The 17,165-nt window shown below is 68.5% G+C and carries 16 protein-coding genes and 1 other RNA gene; 1 reads left to right on the forward strand and 16 read right to left on the reverse strand.

Annotation, left to right across the window (positions count from 1 at the left end):
• Positions 1-55: 55 nt before the first annotated feature.
• Genes ftsA through mraZ form a run of 13 tightly spaced genes read right to left on the reverse strand, consistent with a single transcriptional unit; the run spans position 56 to position 14,352 of the window.
• A complete protein-coding gene (gene ftsA, locus ACSQ1W_RS14460) occupies positions 56-1,291 on the reverse strand; it encodes a cell division protein FtsA (RefSeq protein WP_055940270.1) in 1,236 nt (411 codons plus the stop codon).
• Complete coding sequence (locus ACSQ1W_RS14465; protein WP_192272850.1) at positions 1,288-2,070, reverse strand: cell division protein FtsQ/DivIB; 783 nt, start codon at positions 2,068-2,070, stop codon at positions 1,288-1,290. Before ACSQ1W_RS14465 ends, ftsA begins: the two co-directional genes overlap by 4 nt.
• The gene (locus tag ACSQ1W_RS14470) at positions 2,070-3,029 is read right to left on the reverse strand and encodes a D-alanine--D-alanine ligase (RefSeq protein ID WP_436044363.1); all 960 of its coding nucleotides are present in this window, start codon (positions 3,027-3,029) and stop codon (positions 2,070-2,072) included. The genes ACSQ1W_RS14465 and ACSQ1W_RS14470 overlap by 1 nt, the downstream gene beginning before the upstream one ends.
• Positions 3,026-4,477, reverse strand: a complete 1,452-nt coding sequence (murC, locus tag ACSQ1W_RS14475) for a UDP-N-acetylmuramate--L-alanine ligase (RefSeq protein WP_436046199.1) — start codon at positions 4,475-4,477, stop codon at positions 3,026-3,028. Before murC ends, ACSQ1W_RS14470 begins: the two co-directional genes overlap by 4 nt.
• Positions 4,477-5,562, reverse strand: coding sequence for an undecaprenyldiphospho-muramoylpentapeptide beta-N-acetylglucosaminyltransferase (murG, locus tag ACSQ1W_RS14480; protein ID WP_436044364.1), 1,086 nt, complete (start codon positions 5,560-5,562; stop codon positions 4,477-4,479). Before murG ends, murC begins: the two co-directional genes overlap by 1 nt.
• Before the next feature lie 8 nt (positions 5,563-5,570).
• Positions 5,571-6,881: a putative lipid II flippase FtsW gene (gene ftsW, locus ACSQ1W_RS14485; protein ID WP_436044365.1), complete on the reverse strand. Its 1,311-nt coding sequence runs from the start codon at positions 6,879-6,881 to the stop codon at positions 5,571-5,573.
• Positions 6,881-7,966 (reverse strand): phospho-N-acetylmuramoyl-pentapeptide-transferase, encoded by a 1,086-nt coding sequence (gene mraY, locus ACSQ1W_RS14490; RefSeq protein WP_192272856.1) that lies wholly within the window; start codon positions 7,964-7,966, stop codon positions 6,881-6,883. The genes ftsW and mraY overlap by 1 nt, the downstream gene beginning before the upstream one ends.
• Positions 7,956-9,335 carry a UDP-N-acetylmuramoyl-tripeptide--D-alanyl-D-alanine ligase gene (locus ACSQ1W_RS14495; protein WP_436044366.1) on the reverse strand — a complete coding sequence of 460 codons (1,380 nt, stop codon included), beginning with the start codon at positions 9,333-9,335 and terminating at the stop codon, positions 7,956-7,958. The genes mraY and ACSQ1W_RS14495 overlap by 11 nt, the downstream gene beginning before the upstream one ends.
• Positions 9,332-10,816: a UDP-N-acetylmuramoyl-L-alanyl-D-glutamate--2,6-diaminopimelate ligase gene (locus ACSQ1W_RS14500; protein WP_436044367.1), complete on the reverse strand. Its 1,485-nt coding sequence runs from the start codon at positions 10,814-10,816 to the stop codon at positions 9,332-9,334. The genes ACSQ1W_RS14495 and ACSQ1W_RS14500 overlap by 4 nt, the downstream gene beginning before the upstream one ends.
• Positions 10,813-12,660, reverse strand: coding sequence for a peptidoglycan D,D-transpeptidase FtsI family protein (locus ACSQ1W_RS14505; RefSeq protein ID WP_436044368.1), 1,848 nt, complete (start codon positions 12,658-12,660; stop codon positions 10,813-10,815). The genes ACSQ1W_RS14500 and ACSQ1W_RS14505 overlap by 4 nt, the downstream gene beginning before the upstream one ends.
• On the reverse strand, positions 12,657-12,920 hold the full coding sequence (gene ftsL / locus ACSQ1W_RS14510) for a cell division protein FtsL (protein ID WP_062357749.1): 264 nt from the start codon (positions 12,918-12,920) through the stop codon (positions 12,657-12,659). Before ftsL ends, ACSQ1W_RS14505 begins: the two co-directional genes overlap by 4 nt.
• Positions 12,917-13,885 (reverse strand): 16S rRNA (cytosine(1402)-N(4))-methyltransferase RsmH, encoded by a 969-nt coding sequence (gene rsmH / locus ACSQ1W_RS14515; RefSeq protein WP_436044369.1) that lies wholly within the window; start codon positions 13,883-13,885, stop codon positions 12,917-12,919. Before rsmH ends, ftsL begins: the two co-directional genes overlap by 4 nt.
• Positions 13,882-14,352 (reverse strand): division/cell wall cluster transcriptional repressor MraZ, encoded by a 471-nt coding sequence (gene mraZ, locus ACSQ1W_RS14520; protein WP_192272864.1) that lies wholly within the window; start codon positions 14,350-14,352, stop codon positions 13,882-13,884. The genes rsmH and mraZ overlap by 4 nt, the downstream gene beginning before the upstream one ends.
• A gap of 295 nt (positions 14,353-14,647) precedes the next feature.
• Here mraZ and ACSQ1W_RS14525 point away from each other — a divergent pair, with 295 nt between their 5' ends.
• Positions 14,648-15,418, forward strand: coding sequence for an NRDE family protein (locus ACSQ1W_RS14525; protein WP_436044370.1), 771 nt, complete (start codon positions 14,648-14,650; stop codon positions 15,416-15,418).
• 208 nt (positions 15,419-15,626) lie between these two features.
• Here ACSQ1W_RS14525 and rnpB read toward each other — a convergent pair.
• From rnpB to rsmI, 3 genes are all read right to left on the reverse strand, one after another.
• Positions 15,627-15,990: RNase P RNA component class A (gene rnpB, locus ACSQ1W_RS14530), an RNA gene on the reverse strand.
• 35 nt (positions 15,991-16,025) lie between these two features.
• The gene (locus tag ACSQ1W_RS14535; RefSeq protein ID WP_436044371.1) at positions 16,026-16,235 is read right to left on the reverse strand and encodes a hypothetical protein; all 210 of its coding nucleotides are present in this window, start codon (positions 16,233-16,235) and stop codon (positions 16,026-16,028) included.
• A 76-nt stretch (positions 16,236-16,311) separates the two neighbouring features.
• The gene (rsmI, locus tag ACSQ1W_RS14540) at positions 16,312-17,130 is read right to left on the reverse strand and encodes a 16S rRNA (cytidine(1402)-2'-O)-methyltransferase (RefSeq protein WP_436044372.1); all 819 of its coding nucleotides are present in this window, start codon (positions 17,128-17,130) and stop codon (positions 16,312-16,314) included.
• Positions 17,131-17,165 lie beyond the last annotated feature (35 nt).

The following is a 17,165-nucleotide window of genomic DNA, read 5'->3' on the forward strand; positions in this document are numbered from 1 at the left end:
GCTGGGTGGAACGAACGTCGTGACGCCTTCAACTTCGCGGAGGATGTCGCCTCACTCAGAACTCGCCGCGATACCAGTTCTGCAGTTTCTTGAACCAGCTGCCCGCCTTGCCCGTGGGCAACGACGGACGCCGGGGGTGTTCGATCTGGCTGCCCATCAGCAGCAGGCCGACGCCGGTGGCATGCACCGGATTGCCGACCACTTCGCCCAAGCCGGTCACGTGCTGCGGGATGCCAACGCGCACCGGCATCTGCAGCATCTCTTCGGCCAGCTCGACCACGCCTTCCATCTTCGCGGCACCGCCGGTCAGCACCATGCCGGCGCGCACGCGCTCCTCGAAACCGGAACGGCGCAGTTCGGCCTGCACCATCTCGAAGATCTCCTCGTAGCGCTGCTGCACGGCCTGCGCCAGCGCGTGGCGCGGCAGGCGACGCGGGGGACGGTCGCCGACGCTGGGCACCTGGATGCTTTCCTCGGCGGTGGCCAGCTGCGCCAGCGCGCAGGCGTAGCGCACCTTGATCTGCTCGGCTTCCGGCGTCGGCGTGCGCAGCATGTGCGCGATGTCGTTGGTCACCTGGTCGCCGGCGATCGGCAGCGACGCGGTGTGGCAGATCGCGCCCTGCACGAACACCGCCAGGTCGGTGGTGCCTGCGCCCATGTCGACCAGCACCACGCCGAGCTCGCGCTCGTCGCTGGTCAGCACGGCGACGCTGGAGGCCAGCGACGAGAAGATCAGGTCGTCAATCTGCAGGCCACAACGCTGCACGCACTTGCTGATGTTGGCAGCGGCGGACTGCGCGCAGAACACCAGGTGCGCGTCCACTTCCAAGCGCACGCCGGTCATGCCGACCGGGTTGCGGATGCCTTCCTGCGAGTTGTCCAGCTTGTACTCGCGCGGGATGGCATGGAGGATCTTCTGGTCGGCCGGGATCGCGACCGCCTTGGCGGCTTCCAGCACGCGATCAAGATCGCCCCAGGTCACTTCGCCGTCGCGGATCGGCACGATGCCGGGCGAGTTGCGGCACTGCACGTGGTTGCCCGAGATCGACGCATAGACGGAGCGGATCTCGCAGCCGGCCATCAGCTCGGCTTCCTCGATCGCGCGCTGGATCGACTGCACGGTGGATTCGATGTCCACGACGACGCCGCGCTTGAGACCGCGCGACTCGTGCGAGCCGATGCCGATCACTTCGATCGGATTGCCCGGTGCGTATTCGCCGACCAGCGCCGTCACCTTGGACGTGCCGATATCCAGTCCGACGATCAGCGATTTGTCACCCTTGCGATTCATGTAGTGCCCTGCAGAAGACGACCTGCAACCGCGATCGGCGCAGGCAATGGAGTCGGTGTTGAAGCCGGCGGCGGCGCCTTTGGCGCTTCGCCCCAGCTGAGCGCGAAGCCGTTGGTGTAGCGCAGATCGGCACGCACCAAAGGCTGTGCCTGTGCAGCAAGCAGCTGCGGCAGCATCCGTGCGAAGCGGCCGAGGCGCGGTCGCGCATCGGCGCGCCCCACCACCACCTGCGTGCCATTGCCCAGCAGCAGCGACCAGCTGCCGCGGGCGTCCATCACCAGCGTGGTGACGTCCAGGCCCATGGGTGCGAACAGCTGGCGCGACTCGTTGTAGAGCGCGGTGACTTCCTGCACCTGCGACTCGGGACCACCGAGCTGCGGCAGCGCCAGGCCGGCGAGTTCCTTCGGCATCGGGAACAGGCGGCCATGCTCGGACAGCAGCTTGTCGTCGCCCCAGCGTGCGAACGGCTTGTGCTCGGTGATGCGGACTTCCAGCACGTCCGGCCAGCGCTTGCGAACTTCCGCGCGCTCCACCCACGGCAGCTTCTCGACCGCGTGCTTGGCATCCTCCAGGCGCACGGCGAAGAAGCCGCGACGCGCGTAGGGCAGCACCGTCGCCTGCAGCTGCGAAGCGTCCACACGCGCGAGTTCGCCCTGCACACGCAGGCGGGACAGCGGCCACCGATCGGCGCCGATCCAGCCGTTGACCACGGCCACGACCGGCAGCGCGACCAGCGCCAGCGCGATCAGCCAGGTCAGGATGCGCAGGGCGGCGTTCATCAGCCCGCCACCTCCGGCACCGTCTGCTCGAGGATGCGCCAGCACAGTTCTTCGAACCCGATGCCGACCTGTGCCGCTTCCTTCGGCACCAGCGAATGGCTGGTCATGCCCGGCGCGGTGTTCACTTCCATCAGCAGGAAACGGCCGTCGGCGTGACGCATCACGTCCACGCGACCCCAGCCGCTGCAGCCCGCGGCGCGGAAACCGGCCAGCGCCAGCGCACGGATCTGCGCTTCATCGCCGGCATCCTCCAGACCGGGGCACAGATACTGCGTGTCCTCGGCGATGTACTTGGCGTGGTAGTCGTACCAGCCCGTCGCCGGCACGATACGCACCGACGGCAACGCCAGGTCGCCGAGGATGGCGACGGTGAACTCGCCACCGGTCAGCATCTGCTCGGCCAACAGTTCGCCGGGATACGACGAGGCGAACGCGGCGGCCGGCGCCAGGTCGTCTTCGCCCTGGATCTGGAACACGCCGACGCTGGAGCCTTCCGCCGATGGCTTCACGAACACCGGGAAACCGAGCGAGCGCGCCGCAGCCTCCAGATCGTCGCCCGGCGCGATGCGCACGAAGCTGGCGGTCGGCAGGCCGGCGGCCTGCCACACCTGCTTGGTACGGATCTTGTCCATCGTCAGCGCGGAACCCAGCACGCCGGGGCCGGTGTACGGCACGCCGAGCGACTGCAGCAGGCCCTGCAGCACGCCGTTCTCGCCGTCGCCACCGTGCATGATGTTGAACACGCGATCGACCTTGCCGGCGCGGATCGCTTCGACCAGGGCCGGCACGCCATCCACCGCGAACGCCTGCACGCCGCGCGCGAGCAGCGCGTCGAGCACGTTCTGCCCGGAATTCAGCGATACCTCGCGCTCGCTGGACACGCCGCCCAGCAGCACGGCGACGCGACCGAAACGCGATGCGTCGGTGAAGCGCAGCGGCGGCACGGTCATCGCGTTCATGCGGAATCCTTTGCGGCGAAACCGTGCGCTGCGAGGTGCTGCGACATGTGGCCGATGTCGCCGGCGCCCATCAGCAGCAACAGGTCGCCGTCCTGCAGGACATCGGGCAGCACGTCGACCAGGTCGCTGACCTGGCTGACCACCACCGGTTCATTGCGGCCACGCGCGCGGATCGCACGCGCCAGCGACTTGGCATCGGCGCCGGCGATCGGCTGCTCGCCGGCCGGATACACCTCGCTCAGCACCAGCGCATCGACTTCCGACAGCACGGCGGCGAACGCATCGAACTGGTCACGCGTGCGGCTGTAGCGGTGCGGCTGGAAGGCGACCACCAGGCGCTTGTGCGGCCAGCCGCCGCGCGCGGCGGCGAACACCGCGGCGAGCTCCTTCGGATGATGGCCGTAGTCGTCGACCAGTTGCACACGCGCACCCTGCGGCGTGACGATCTCACCGAGGTCGTTGAAGCGGCGACCGATGCCGGCGAACTTCTCCAGCGCGGCGGCGATGTTCTCCGGCGAAACGCCAAGCTGCCAGCCGATGGCGGCGGCGGCCAGCGCGTTCTGCACGTTGTGGCGACCCGGCAGCGCCAGGCTGACGCGGATGCTGGCGTCCTCGGGCAGGCGCAGCGTGAAGTGCATGCGGCCGCCTTCCTGCTCGACATCCTCGGCACGCACGTCGGCGTTCTCGGCGAAGCCGTAGCTCATCACGTGGCGCGGCGTCTCGGCCGCGATGGCGGCGACCTCCGGATCGTCGATGCACAGCACTGCCAGTCCGTAGAACGGCAGGCGCTGCAGGAATTCGGCGAACGCGGCCTTCACGCGCTCGAAGTCGTTGCCGTAGTTCTCCAGGTGATCGGCATCGATGTTGGTGACGATGGAGATCAGCGGGTTCAGGCGCAGGAAGCTGCCGTCGCTCTCGTCGGCCTCGGCCACCAGCCACTGGCCATCGCCGAGCTTGGCGTTGGCACCGGCGGCGAGCAGCTGGCCGCCGATGACGAAGGTCGGGTCCAGCCCGCCCTCGCTCAGCACGGCCGCGGCCAGGCTGGTGGTGGTGGTCTTGCCGTGGGTGCCGGCCACCGCGATGCCGCGACGGAAGCGCATCAGCTCGGCCAGCATCGCCGCGCGGGGCACGATCGGAATGCGCTGGCTGCGCGCTTCCATCAGTTCGGGGTTGTCGTGCTTGATGGCGCTGGAGACGACCACGCAGTCGGTGCCCAGCACGTTGGAGGCGTTGTGCCCGCGCATCACGCGCGCACCCAGCGACGCCAGGCGGCGGGTCGACGCGTTGTCGGCATTGTCCGAACCGGAGACTTCGTAGCCCAGCGTGCACAGCACTTCGGCGATGCCGCTCATGCCCGAGCCGCCGATGCCGACGAAGTGGACCCGGCGGAATGCCTGGGCCAGGTTGCCGGTGTGCTGCAGGCGGCGCTCGCGTGCGGCGGCCATCATCATGCCTGCGTCCTCATCTTGACTGCTTCCTCGAGAATGATGTCGGCGATGCGGTCGGCCGCATCGGGCTTTGCCAGCGTGCGCGCCGCTTCCGCCATCGACAGGCGTGCGCCTGCGTCGTCAGTCAGTCGGCGCAGCGTGGCGGTCAGGCCGTCGGCAAGTGCGTCGTCCTGCTTCAGCAGCACGGCGGCATCGCGCTCGACCAGGTATTCGGCGTTGCGGGTCTGGTGGTCGTCGACGGCCTGCGGAAACGGCACCAGCACGCTGCCGACACCCACTGCACACAATTCGGCCAGCGTCGACGCGCCGGCGCGGCAGACCACCAGGTCCGCCCACGCGTACGCCGCGGCCATGTCGGTGATGAAAGCCTCCACGCTCGCGGTCACGCCGGCATCCGTGTACGCCTTGGCGGCTTCGTCGCGCAGCTTTTCGCCACACTGGTGGCGCACGTCGATGCTGCCCGCCGGGAGCGTGGCCAGCGCACGCGGCACGGCCATATTCAGGGCGCGGGCGCCCTGGCTGCCGCCCAGCACCAGCAGGTGCAGTGGGCCTTCGCGACCGGCAAGGCGTGATGCCGGCGGCGCGACCGCCGCGATCTCGTCGCGCACCGGGTTGCCGACCACATCCTCGCGACCCGGGAACGCGCCGGGGAAGCCCGACATGATCCGGCGCGCCACCTTGGCCAGCACGCGATTGGTGAAACCGGCCGCGCGATTCTGTTCGTGCACCAGCAACGGCAATCCCATCAGCCGCGCGGCCACGCCGCCCGGTCCCGAGGCGAAGCCACCGAAACTGACCACCGCCCGCGGCGCGCGACGACGCAGCACGAAGCCGGCAGCGCGGATCGCACGCAGCACGCGCACGGGTGCGCCGAGCAGCGCCAGTGTGCCCTTGCCGCGCAGGCCGGTGATCGCCAGCGTGTCGAGCGGAATGTCGTGCTGTGGCACCAGCCGCGTTTCCATGGCGCCATCCGCGCCCAGCCAGACGACCGGCACGCCACGCGTGCGCAGCACCTTGGCCACGGCCAGCGCAGGAAAGATGTGGCCGCCGGTACCGCCGGCCATGATCATCACAGGAGCCGCCATCGTCGCGCTCATGCCAGCCTCTCGAAGGTCGGCTCGATGCGCTGCTGCGGGCGGCTGGTGCCACGCAGCGTCTGCGACAACGATGCAGCGGCCGATGCCGATGCGGCCGGAGCCGGGCGCGGGTCGGTCGGCACGCGCGGCGCATCGCCGGCGCCCTGGACGGCTTCGCCGCGCAGCGCGACCTGGCGCTGCGTGCGCTCCAGTTCGTAGGACACGCGCAGCAGCAGGCCCATCGCCACGCAGGTCATCAGGATGCTGGAGCCACCGGAGGAAATCAGCGGCAGGGTCAGGCCCTTGGTCGGCAGCAGACCTAGGTTGACGCCCATCGACACGAAGCTCTGCATGCCGATCCACAGCGCCACACCGAAGGCGACGTAGCCGGCGAAGTGACGGCGCATCTCCACGCAGCGCAGGCCGATGACGAAGGCGCGGCCAACCAGCAGCGCGTACAGCGCCACCACCAGGCAGACGCCGGCGAAGCCGAGTTCCTCGCCGATCACGGAGAAGATGAAGTCGGTATGCACTTCCGGCAGGTAGTTGAGCTTCAGCACCGAGCCGCCCAGGCCGATGCCGCCCCACTCGCCGCGCCCGATCGCCATCAGCGCGTTGGTCAGCTGGTAGCCGCTGCCGAACGGATCGGCCCACGGATCCGAGAACGACGTCAGGCGGCGCATGCGATAGGGCTCGGCGATCGCGACGATGGCGAGGATCGGCAGCCCCACCAGCACCGGGCCGAACATGCGCGGCATGTTCACGCCACCCAGCACCAGCATCCCGGCGGTGATCGCCAGCAGCAGCGAGGACGAACCGAAGTCGGGCTGCAGCAACAGCAGCACGACCAGCAGCACCACCACGCCCAGCGGCTTCAGCATCGCCGCCCAGGTGGCATTCACTTCATCGCGGAAGCGCACCAGGTAGCTGGCCAGCCAGACGATGAAGAACACCTTCACCACCTCGACCACCTGGAAGTTCGACACGCCCAGGTTGATCCAGCGGTGCGCGCCCTTCACGCTGACACCCAGGCCGGGCACGAACACCATCAGCAGCAGCACCACGCAGCCGAGCAGCAGCAAATGGTTGCGCGCCTCGATGCTCTTCAGCTCGGTGCGCGTCACCCACCATGCCAGGCCTGCGCCGGCCACCAGGAACATGCCGTGGCGGATCAGGTAGTAGAACGGATTGCCGTGCTGGTAGATCGACGCCGACGCCACCATCACCACGCCGAGCGAGGCCAGCGCCAGCATGGCGCCGAGCAACCAGGGGTCGAAGCGGCCCCCGATGGCTTCCAGTCGCGTGGCTTGGCGCGGCGTGTCGTTCATCAGCGCACCTTCAACGTGGCCAGGCCGATCAGGACCAGCACGACGGAGATGATCCAGAAGCGCACGATCACGCGCGGCTCGGGCCAACCCTTTAGTTCGAAGTGGTGGTGGATCGGCGCCATGCGGAACACGCGCTTGCCGGTCAGCTTGAACGACGCCACCTGGATCATCACCGACAACGTCTCGATGACGAAGATGCCGCCCATGATCACCAGCACCAGTTCCTGGCGCACGATCACCGCGATGGTGCCCAGCACGGCGCCCAGCGCCAGCGCGCCGATGTCGCCCATAAACACCATCGCCGGATAGGTGTTGAACCACAGGAAGCCGAGGCCCGCGCCGGCGATCGCCGCGCAGATGATGGTCAGCTCGCCCGCGCCCGGCACCGGCGGGATCTGCAGGTAGTTGGAAAACACCGCGTTGCCGGAGGCATAGGCGAACACGCCCAGCGCGCAGGCCACCAGCACGGTCGGCATGATCGCCAGGCCGTCCAGGCCATCGGTCAGGTTGACCGCGTTGGAGAAGCCGACGATCCAGAAATACGCGATGGCCACGAAGCCGATGCCCGCCAGCGGCAACGCGATCGACTTGAAGAACGGCACGTAGAAGGTCGTCGCCGCCGGCACGTCGGCGTACAGGTACAGGTACAGGCCAGCCGCCAGGCCGAAGATCGACTGCAGCAGGTACTTCCAGCGCGACTTCAGGCCGTTGGGGTCGCGCTTGACGATCTTGATCCAGTCGTCGTACCAGCCGATGGCGCCGAAGGTCAGCATCACCAGCAGCACCACCCACACGTACTTGTTGCGCAGGTCGCCCCACAGCAGCACCGACAGCAGCACCGTCATCAGGATCAACGCGCCGCCCATCGTCGGCGTGCCGGCCTTGGAGAAGTGCGACTGCGGGCCGTCCTTGCGGATCGGCTGGCCGCCCTTCAGCTGGCCGAGCTTGCGGATCACCGCCGGCCCCAGCCACAGCGACAGCGCCAGCGACGTCAGCGCGGCCAGGATGCCGCGGAACGTCAGGTAGCCGAACAGGCCGAAGAAGTTTTCCAGGCTCTGCAGCCAGCGAGCCAGTTCAAGCAACATGCGATGCGTCCTCCCCGGTGGACAGCAGGGCGGCGACGATCCGGTCCATCGCGCTGCCGCGCGAACCCTTGACCAGACAGCGCACGCCGGCCCGCAGGTCGGCGCGCAGGGCGTCGGCCAGCGAGGCGTGGTCTTGGAATGAATGCGCGCCTTCGCCGAAGGCGGCGGCGGCGGCGGCGCTGAGCGGGCCCAGCGTGTAGAGGCGACGCAGGCCGGCGGCCTTCGCGCGGGTGCCCATCTCGGCGTGCAGCGCCTGTTCGTCGGCGCCCAGCTCGCGCATGTCACCCAGCACCAGCCAGCCCTCGCCGCCCGCCTGCCTGCTGGCAGCCGCGAGCGTGTCGATGGCGGCGATCAGCGAGCCGGGATTGGCGTTGTAGCTGTCGTCGATCACCACCGCGCCGTTCGGCAACGTGCGCGCGACCTGGCGGCCGGCGACCGGCTGCGCAGCCGACAGGCCGTCGGCGATGATCGCCAGCGACACGCCGCAGGCCATCGCGACGCCGGCCGCGGCCAGTGCATTGAGTACGTTGTGGCGGCCCGGCAGCTGCAGTTCGACGGCGACTTCGCCATGCGGCGCCACCAGCACGAAATCCGAACCGTCCGCCGTCGCGCGGATGTCACGCGCGGTCAGGTCGGCGGTCGCGTCCAGGCCGAAGCGCAGGATGCGGCGGTCGGGCACGCGGCTGGCGAAGTATTCGGCGAAGGCGTCGTCAGCGTTGATCACCGCGGTGCCGTCGGCCGGCAGCGCGTCATAGATCGCGCCCTTGGTCTCGGCCACGCCCATCAGCGAACCCATGCGCTCGAGATGCGCAGCCGCGATGTTGTTCACCAGCGCGACTTCCGGCGTGACGATGTCGGTCAGGTAGGCGATATCGCCCGGCTTGCCCGCGCCCATCTCGTAGACCGAGAAGTCGGCATCGTCCGGGCCGTCGATGACGGCCATCGGCAGGCCGATTTCGTTGTTGCGGTTGCCGGGATTGAAGTAGGTGACGCCCGCACGCTGCAGGATGGAGACCACCAGCGTCTTCACCGAGGTCTTGCCGTTGCTGCCGGTGATGGCGACCGTCTTCTCGACGCGGTCGCGCTGCAGGCCCGCGGCGATCCGCGCCAGCGCCAGTTGCGTGTCCGGCACCACCACCTGCGGCACATCGACCTTCACTTCATGATCGACCAGCACCGCGGCGGCGCCGCGCATGGAGGCGTCGTAGGCGAAATCATGGCCGTCGAAACGCTCGCCGCGCAACGCGACGTACAGACTGCCGGGCACCAGCGTGCGGGTGTCATGGGTCAGTGAACCGATCACCAGGTCGTCGCCGATCAGTTCACCGCCCGCCCAGTGCGCCAGCAGGGAAAGGGGAAGCCGCTTCATCGACGGTCCTCCAGTGCCTGCCGGGCGACGGCGGTGTCGTCGAACGGGTGCTTCACGCCGTGGATTTCCTGGTACGGCTCGTGGCCCTTGCCGGCCACCAGCACGATGTCGTCGGGTCCGGCCTGCGCCACCGCCTGCGCGATCGCCTGCGCGCGGTCGCGCTGCACGAGGATCGCGTCGGGCTTCGCGAAGCCGGCCATGATGTCGGCGACGATGCGGTCACCATCCTCGGTGCGCGGATTGTCGTCGGTGACCAGCACCACATCCGCCAGACGCTCGGCGATGGCGGCCATCTGCGGACGCTTGCCGGTATCGCGATCGCCACCGCAGCCGAACACACAGAACAGCCGGCCCTGGACGTGGTCGCGCAGGCTGGCCAGCGCCTGTTCGAGTGCGTCCGGCGTATGCGCGTAGTCGATGACGACCAGCGGGCGACGATTGCCGGACGCGTCGGCATCACCACCGAGCCGGTTCATCCGGCCATGGATCGGCGCCAGCCGCGCCAGCGTGCGCGCGATCTCGGCGGTCGTGTCGCCCAGCGCATGCAGCACGCCAGCCACCGCCAGCAGGTTGTCCACGTTGAAGCGGCCCAGCAGGCGCGACTGCACCGGCTGCGAGTCCTCGCCGATGACCAGGTCGAAGGCGATGCCGCTGCCGTCCAGCCGCAGCGCATCCGCACGCACGACCGCCTCGCCCTGCCCGCGCGAGCTCACGCCGATGCGCTGCAGGCCGTGCGGCAGGCGCCCGAACAGATCCCGCCCGTAGGCATCGTCAAGGTTGATGACACCGGCCTTCAGGCCTTCGCGCGCGAACAGCAGCGACTTGGCGGCGCCGTAGCGCTCCATGTCGCCGTGGTAGTCCAGGTGGTCGCGGGTGAGGTTGGTGAACACGCCGACATCGAAGTGCACGGCGTCCACGCGGCCCTGGTCCAGCGCATGCGAGCTGACTTCCATCGCGACGGCCTTGGCGCCGGCGTCGCGGAACTGCGCCAGCAGCGCGTGCATCTGCAGCACCAACGGCGTGGTGAAACCGGTCGGCACCACTTCGCCGTACATGCCGGCGCCCAGCGTACCGACGGTCGCGCAGCGTACGCCGCGCAGGTGCCAGGCCTGCGCCAGCAACTGCACCGTCGAGGTCTTGCCGTTGGTGCCGGTGACACCGACCATCTTCATGTCGTGCGACGGCGCCGCATGGAAGCGGTCCGCCATCGTGCCCATGCGCGCGCGCAGGCCGGGCACGGCGATCGCATCGCGCGGCGCCTCCAGCCCATCCGGCACCGGCGCTTCGAACAGGATCGCGCTGGCGCCGTTTTCCTTCGCCTGCGCGGCGAAGTTCAGGCCGTGCGCGCCGAAACCGGCGATGGCGACGAAGGCATCGCCGGACTGCACGCTGCGGCTGTCCAGCGTCAGTCCGCGCACGACGATGTCGCGCGGCACGTCGACGTCCGGCAGCAGTTCGGCGAGCGCCATCATCCGCCTCATCGCGTCGCCCCCGTCGCCGGCAGCGCGGCCTGCGGCGCATCGAACGCGGACGGGTCCGTCGTGTCGATGACATCATCGGCGATGGGGGTCGGCACGGCAGCCGGCGCGGCCGCGCCTGGCTTGTGCGTGTTCTTGGCCTGTGCGGCGAGCCAGGACTCGATGTCGTCCGGCGGCACGTCCATCAGGCGCAACGTTCCGTCCATGACGTCATGGAACACGGGCGCCGCCACCAGACCGCCGTAGTAGCCGCCTTCCTGCGAATCATTGATCACCACGACGGCGGCGAAGCGCGGATTGCTGGCCGGCACCAGACCGGCGAAGAACGAGGCGTAGCGGCCCTTCGCATAGCCGCCGCCCGAGGCGATGCGCGCCGTACCCGTCTTGCCGGCCACGCGGTAGCCGAGCACGCCGGCACGCTTGGCACCGCCCTGGGTCACCACGGTTTCCATCATGCCGACCACTTCGTGCGCGATCGCCGGATCCAGCACCTGCGGCGCTTCGCCGCGCTGGCCCTTCACGAACGTCGGCGTCACGAGCTTGCCGCCGTTGCCCAGCGCCGAGTACGCGCGCGCGATCTGCAGCGGCGTCACCGCCAGGCCATAGCCGTACGACATCGTCGCCTTCTGCAGGCCGTTCCAGCGATCCGGCGGCGCCAGCATGCCGGCGGACTCGCCCGGAAAGCCGCTGCCCGGCTTCTGGCCGTAGCCGAAGCTGTGGATGCTCTCGTAGAAGTAGGCGTTCGGCAGCTTCTCGGCGATCTTGATCGAGCCGATGTTGGAGCTCTTGGTGATGACGCCGGTGACGGTCAGCACGCCGTTGTTCCGCGGCACATCGCGGATGGTGTAGCGGCTGTTCAGCGCCATGTAGCCGGGATTGGTGTTGACCAGCGTCGACGGCGTGACCACGCCGGCCTTCAAGGCCGTCGATACCGTCAGCGGCTTCATGGTCGAGCCCGGCTCGATCATGTCGGTCAGCGCGCGGTTGCGGCGCGCGTCCGGCTTCACCCGATCGATCGCGTTGGGGTTGTAGGTCGGCAGGTTGACCATCGCCAGCACCTCGCCGGTGGCCACGTCCATGATCACGATGGAGCCGCTGCTGGCCTGGTGCTCGAGCAGCGCATTGCGCAACTCCCGGTGCGCCAGGTACTGGATGCGGCGGTCGATGCTGAGCGTCAGCTCCTTGCCCGGCTGCGCGGAGCGGATCAGGTCGACGTTCTCGACGATGCGGCCGCGGTTGTCGCGGATCACCTTCTGCGCGCCCGGCGTGCCGCTGAGCCATTCGTCGAAGGCCAGTTCCAGCCCTTCCTGGCCGCGGTCGTCGATGTTGGTGAAGCCCAGCACGTGGGCCATCGCCGGACCCTGCGGATAGAAACGACGGAACTCGCGCTGCGAGAACACACCGGGAATCTTGTGCGCAAGGATCTTCTGCGCCTCGTCCGGATTGATCCGGCGCTTGAGGTACAGGAATTCCTTGTCGGCCTTCTGCGACAGGCGATTGGTCAGATGGTTCAGCGGCACGCCCAGCGCCTGCGCCAGCTCGGGCAGGCGATCCGGGGTCTTCAGCAGTTCCTGTGGATTGCCCCACACCGATTCCACCGGCGACGACACGGCCACCGGCTCGCCGTTGCGGTCGGTGATCATGCCGCGCGAGGTCGGAATCGGAATCTCGCGCAGGAAGCGCGCATCGCCCTGCCGCTGGTAGAAATCGTGGTTGATCAGCTGCACGTAGGCCGCACGACCGACCAGGCTGACCGAGCACAGGCCCATCGCGCCGAGCACCAGCGCCAGACGGCCGCGCAGGTTGAAGCGGGCGCGGTTGCGGTTCTTCGTGGGCGCGGCGTTCATGGGCGGATCACCACCACGTCGGCCGCTTCCGGGGACTTCATGCCCAGGCGCACGCGCGCGACCTGGTCGATGCGCGTGGCCTCGGCGACCGTGGCCTGTTCGAGCTGGAGCCGGCCGAACTCGACGTTCAGCTCGTCGCGCGCGCGTTCCAGCCGCGTCACTTCGTCGAACAGCACGCGATGACGATGGCGGGCGTAGACCACGCCGATCGCCGAGGCGATGTTGGCCAACACCAGCACGATGATCAGGAAGCGGCTCATGCGGCCACCTCCAGTTTCTCCGCCACGCGCAGCACGGCGCTGCGGGCGCGCGGGTTGGACGAAATCTCGTCGGCCTCACCCTTCTGCCCACTGCCGATGGCGCGCAGCGTGGGGGTGAAGTCGATCGCCACCGGCAGGCGGCGATTGGCCGGCGGTGCCTTGGCGTGCCTGTTGATGAACTGCTTGACGATACGGTCTTCCAGCGAATGGAAGCTGATCACCGCCAGCCGGCCACCGACCTTCAGTCGCGCCAGCGCCGCGTCCAGCCCGGCTTCGAGGTCGGCCAGCTCGCGGTTGATGTGGATGCGGATGCCCTGGAAGCTGCGCGTGGCCGGGTGGATCTTCTCGCCACGCGGCATCACCGACGCGATCACGGCGGCCAGGTCGCCGGTGCGGATGAACGGCTGGGTGGCACGACGGGCGACGATCGCGCGCGCGATGCGGCGGCTCTGCTTCTCCTCGCCGTAGGTCCACAGCACGTCGGCGATCTCGCGCTCGTCGGCGCGCGCGATCCACGCGGCGGCGCTTTCGCCGGACTCCGGATCCATGCGCATGTCGAGCGGGCCGTCCTTGCCGAAGCTGAAACCGCGCTCGGCGACATCCAGTTGCGGCGACGACACGCCCAGGTCCAGCAGCACGCCGTCGAGCCCTGCGGCGGTTTCGTTCCACTGCGCGAGCGAGGCGAAGCTGCCGCGGAAGATCGACACGCGCGCATCGCCCGCGAACGTCTGTTCGGCATGCGCGATCGCGTCGGGATCCTTGTCCATCAACAGCAGCCGGCCTCCCGGGCCGAGTTGTTGCAGCACGCCGCGCGCGTGGCCTCCGCGCCCGAAGGTGCCGTCCAGGTATGTTCCGTCCTCTTTCACCTGCAGCCCTTCCATGACCTGCGTGTACAACACCGGCAAGTGCAGCGCTGGGAGGTGACCGGCCGGCGCGGACTGCCGCTTGCCGTCACCGGTGCTCACAAGCGCAGCTCGAGCATGTGTGCGCTCAGATCGTCGTCAGTGAGGGTCTGACGGATCTGCGCGTGGTGCGCCTGCTCGCTCCAGAGTTCGAATTTCTCGCCCATGCCCAGCAGCACGGCCTTCTTCTCGATGCCCACCGCGCTGCGATGGCTGGCCGGGATGCTGATGCGCCCGTTGCCGTCCAGTTCGACCGGTGATGCCGCGCCGATGAGCTTCAGCTGCAGGCTGCGGTGCGCCTTCTGGGTGCTGGGCAGCTTGCTGACGTCGTCGCGGACGCGCTGCCAGACCTTCTCGGGGTACAGGTACAGGCTGCCGCCTTCGAACGGGTTGTAGGTGATCACCAGGCGATTGCCGCACTCGCGCGCGACGAGGTCGCGGTACGCGGTGGGCACCGCGAGCCGTCCCTTGTCGTCCACTGTGATGGCGGTCTCACCCTGAAACACAGCCCCTGCCTTCCCGACGCTCATTGAGCGATCAATTGAACCACGAAAAACCACTGAAAACCCGGTTTTCCCTCTGTTGCCCACCTTAGCAGCGCGCACAGGGTTGTCAACAGGAAGAACGACCTGAAATCACTTGGCGGATCAATGGCTTGCAGCAAACTTCAGAGACTTGTTCAAGCCTTATCCACAAGTTGCTGTTTCGTCTCAAATTTTGAGATTGAGGAATGATTCAGTGAGGTGACCGTCGTTTCACACGAACGCTGGCATCGGCGCCTCGGCAGGAGTGGAACTGCGCAAACCGGGAGCCCAGAATCGGCCCATGTGCCTTGTCGCCCTCGCCTGGAAAGTCCACCCACGCTGGCGCCTGCTGCTGGCCGGCAACCGCGACGAGTTCCACGGCCGCCCCACCGCACCGCTCGCCCACTGGGTGACGTCGCCGGGCCTGATGGCGGGGCAGGACCTGCAGTCGGGCGGAACCTGGGCCGGCGTGGACGCCGGCGGCCGGATGGCGGTGGTGACCAACGTGCGCGACCCGGCCATCCAGGTGCCGGGCGCCCCGTCCCGTGGCCAGCTGGCGGCGGGGTTCCTGCAATCGCCCGACAGTGCCGACCATCGCGCCACCGGCCTGCTGGTGGCCGCAGAGGTCTTCGCGCCCTTCAACCTGCTGCTGGCCGACACGGAGGACTGCGAGTACCTCAGCAACTACCCCACGCCCCGCCGGCTCTCGCTCGCCCCGGGCGTGCACGGTCTTTCCAATGGCGACCTCGACGAACCCTGGCCGAAGACGATGGCGCTGAAGCAACGCCTGGCCGCCTGGCTGACCTCGGACGATGAGGACGTGTCGCCGCTCTGGCAGGCGCTGGCGGACGAGACGCAGGCGCCCGACGACTACCTGCCCGATACGGGCGTCGGCATCGAACTGGAGCGCATGCTGTCCCCCGCCTTCATCCGCGGCGACCGTTACGGCACCCGCGCCAGCACCCTGATCGCCATCGACCATGCGGGGCATGGATGGATCAGTGAGCGGAGATTCGGACCGGACGGGGCGTTCGAGGGAGAGACGACGCTGCGGATCGGTCGCGGCGCATAGCCGAGTCTCTCGGCCCTGAAGATCCGCGGTCGCGACTAACGTCGCTCCTACGGTAGAAACTGTCGCGTCCCACGCTCTTCTGAGCCCCCTGAGTCAGGGGGCGGCGAGCGCGCAGCGCGAGCGGGGGTATGGAGGCCAACGGCCCGGGGCCCAAGGTTTGCGCCGCAAACCTTGGGGCTTTTCAAAGCGCCGGTGGCGCTTTGAAAAGCGGCGGAGCCGGCCGGTAAGCCGGGTTCTGTCGTGGACAGTCATTCCTCTAGGCGCAACGTCACCGTTACGCTCAAGCAACCTACCCGGAGACACTGCGGGCCGCAGCATAGCCTCCCTATTTGGTCTTGCTCCCGGTGGGGTTTGCCGTGCCGGTCCGTTGCCGGACTCGCGGTGCGCTCTTACCGCACCATTTCACCCTTGCCACGCATTCCGAAGAACCGTTCGGCGGTATCTTTCTGTTGCACTTTCCGTCGGCTCGCGCCGCCCAGGCGTTACCTGGCACCGTGCCCTGTGGAGCCCGGACTTTCCTCGGCATCCATCATGGCAAGCACGATCGATGACGCGACTGTCTGGCCGACTCCGCCGAGCACATTGTCTCATGCCGGACGGCACGACGTTACCGCGACAGTAGGCGCGCCCGTCGCCAGCAACGCACGATGAGGGGTCGGACCAGCAACGGCAGCATCAACCACGCCCCAATGAATGCCGCCAGCCCCCATGCGGATGGACGATCCGGCAACATCGGCAGCAGGCCCAGTGGCCCGAGCGTCACCGCCATCGCAACGGCAGAGGCCAGCAGATGCAGCGGCACCGCCTGGAAGATCACGCGAACCCATCTCGACGCGCTCCCCACCGGAACGTCGAGTTCATGAGCTAGCGGTGGCCGATAGGGATTGCCTTCCCTAGCTTCCATACAAGGCTTTTCTCGGCGCACCGGTGATCTCGGCGGCGAGCTTGGCGGCGGCCGAGGGCGGCAAATGCTCGTTGAGCAGCGCATAGACGCGGCGGCCTTCGACCAGGCGCGCCTCCAGGTCGTCGCCGGCGCCCTGCACCATCACCACGAACTCGCCCTTGCGCTGGTTGTCGTCCGCTTCGACCTGCGCGTGCAGGTCCGCCAGCGTGCCGTCGAGAACGGTCTCGAACAGCTTGGTCAGCTCGCGCGCCAGCACCGCCGGGCGCTCATCGCCGAAAGCCGCGCGCATGTCGGCCAGCGATTCGGCAATACGGTGCGAGGACTCGTAGAACACCAGCGTGCGTGTCTCGCCGGCCAGTCGCTGCAGTTGTTCGCGGCGCGCGGAGGCCTTGGCTGGCAGGAAGCCTTCGAAGGTGAACCGGTCGCTGGGCAGCCCCGCCACGCTGAGCGCGGCGATGGCGGCACACGCGCCCGGCAACGGGCTGACCTTGATCCCCGCCGCACGCGCGGCGCGGACCAGGCGGAAGCCAGGATCGCTGACCAGCGGGGTACCGGCATCGCTGACCAGGGCGAGGGAGTCGCCGGTCAGCAGGCGCTCGACCACGCGCTGGGCCAGGGCATCCTCGTTGTGCTCGTGCAGGGCCAGCAACGGCGTGGACACGCCGAAGTGCGACATCAGCTGGCCACTGCGGCGCGTGTCCTCCGCACAGATCGCCGCCACGCCCCGCAGGGTCTCCAGCGCGCGCGGCGTCAGGTCGCCCAGGTTGCCGATCGGGGTGGCGACGATGAACAGGGTTCCGGCTGGCATTCCAGTGGGGCTCGGTGGCTGGGGGTAGAATCGTA

The organism is Pseudoxanthomonas sp. LjRoot143, from assembly GCF_964252945.1.
In the GTDB taxonomy this organism is placed as follows: domain Bacteria; phylum Pseudomonadota; class Gammaproteobacteria; order Xanthomonadales; family Xanthomonadaceae; genus Pseudoxanthomonas_A.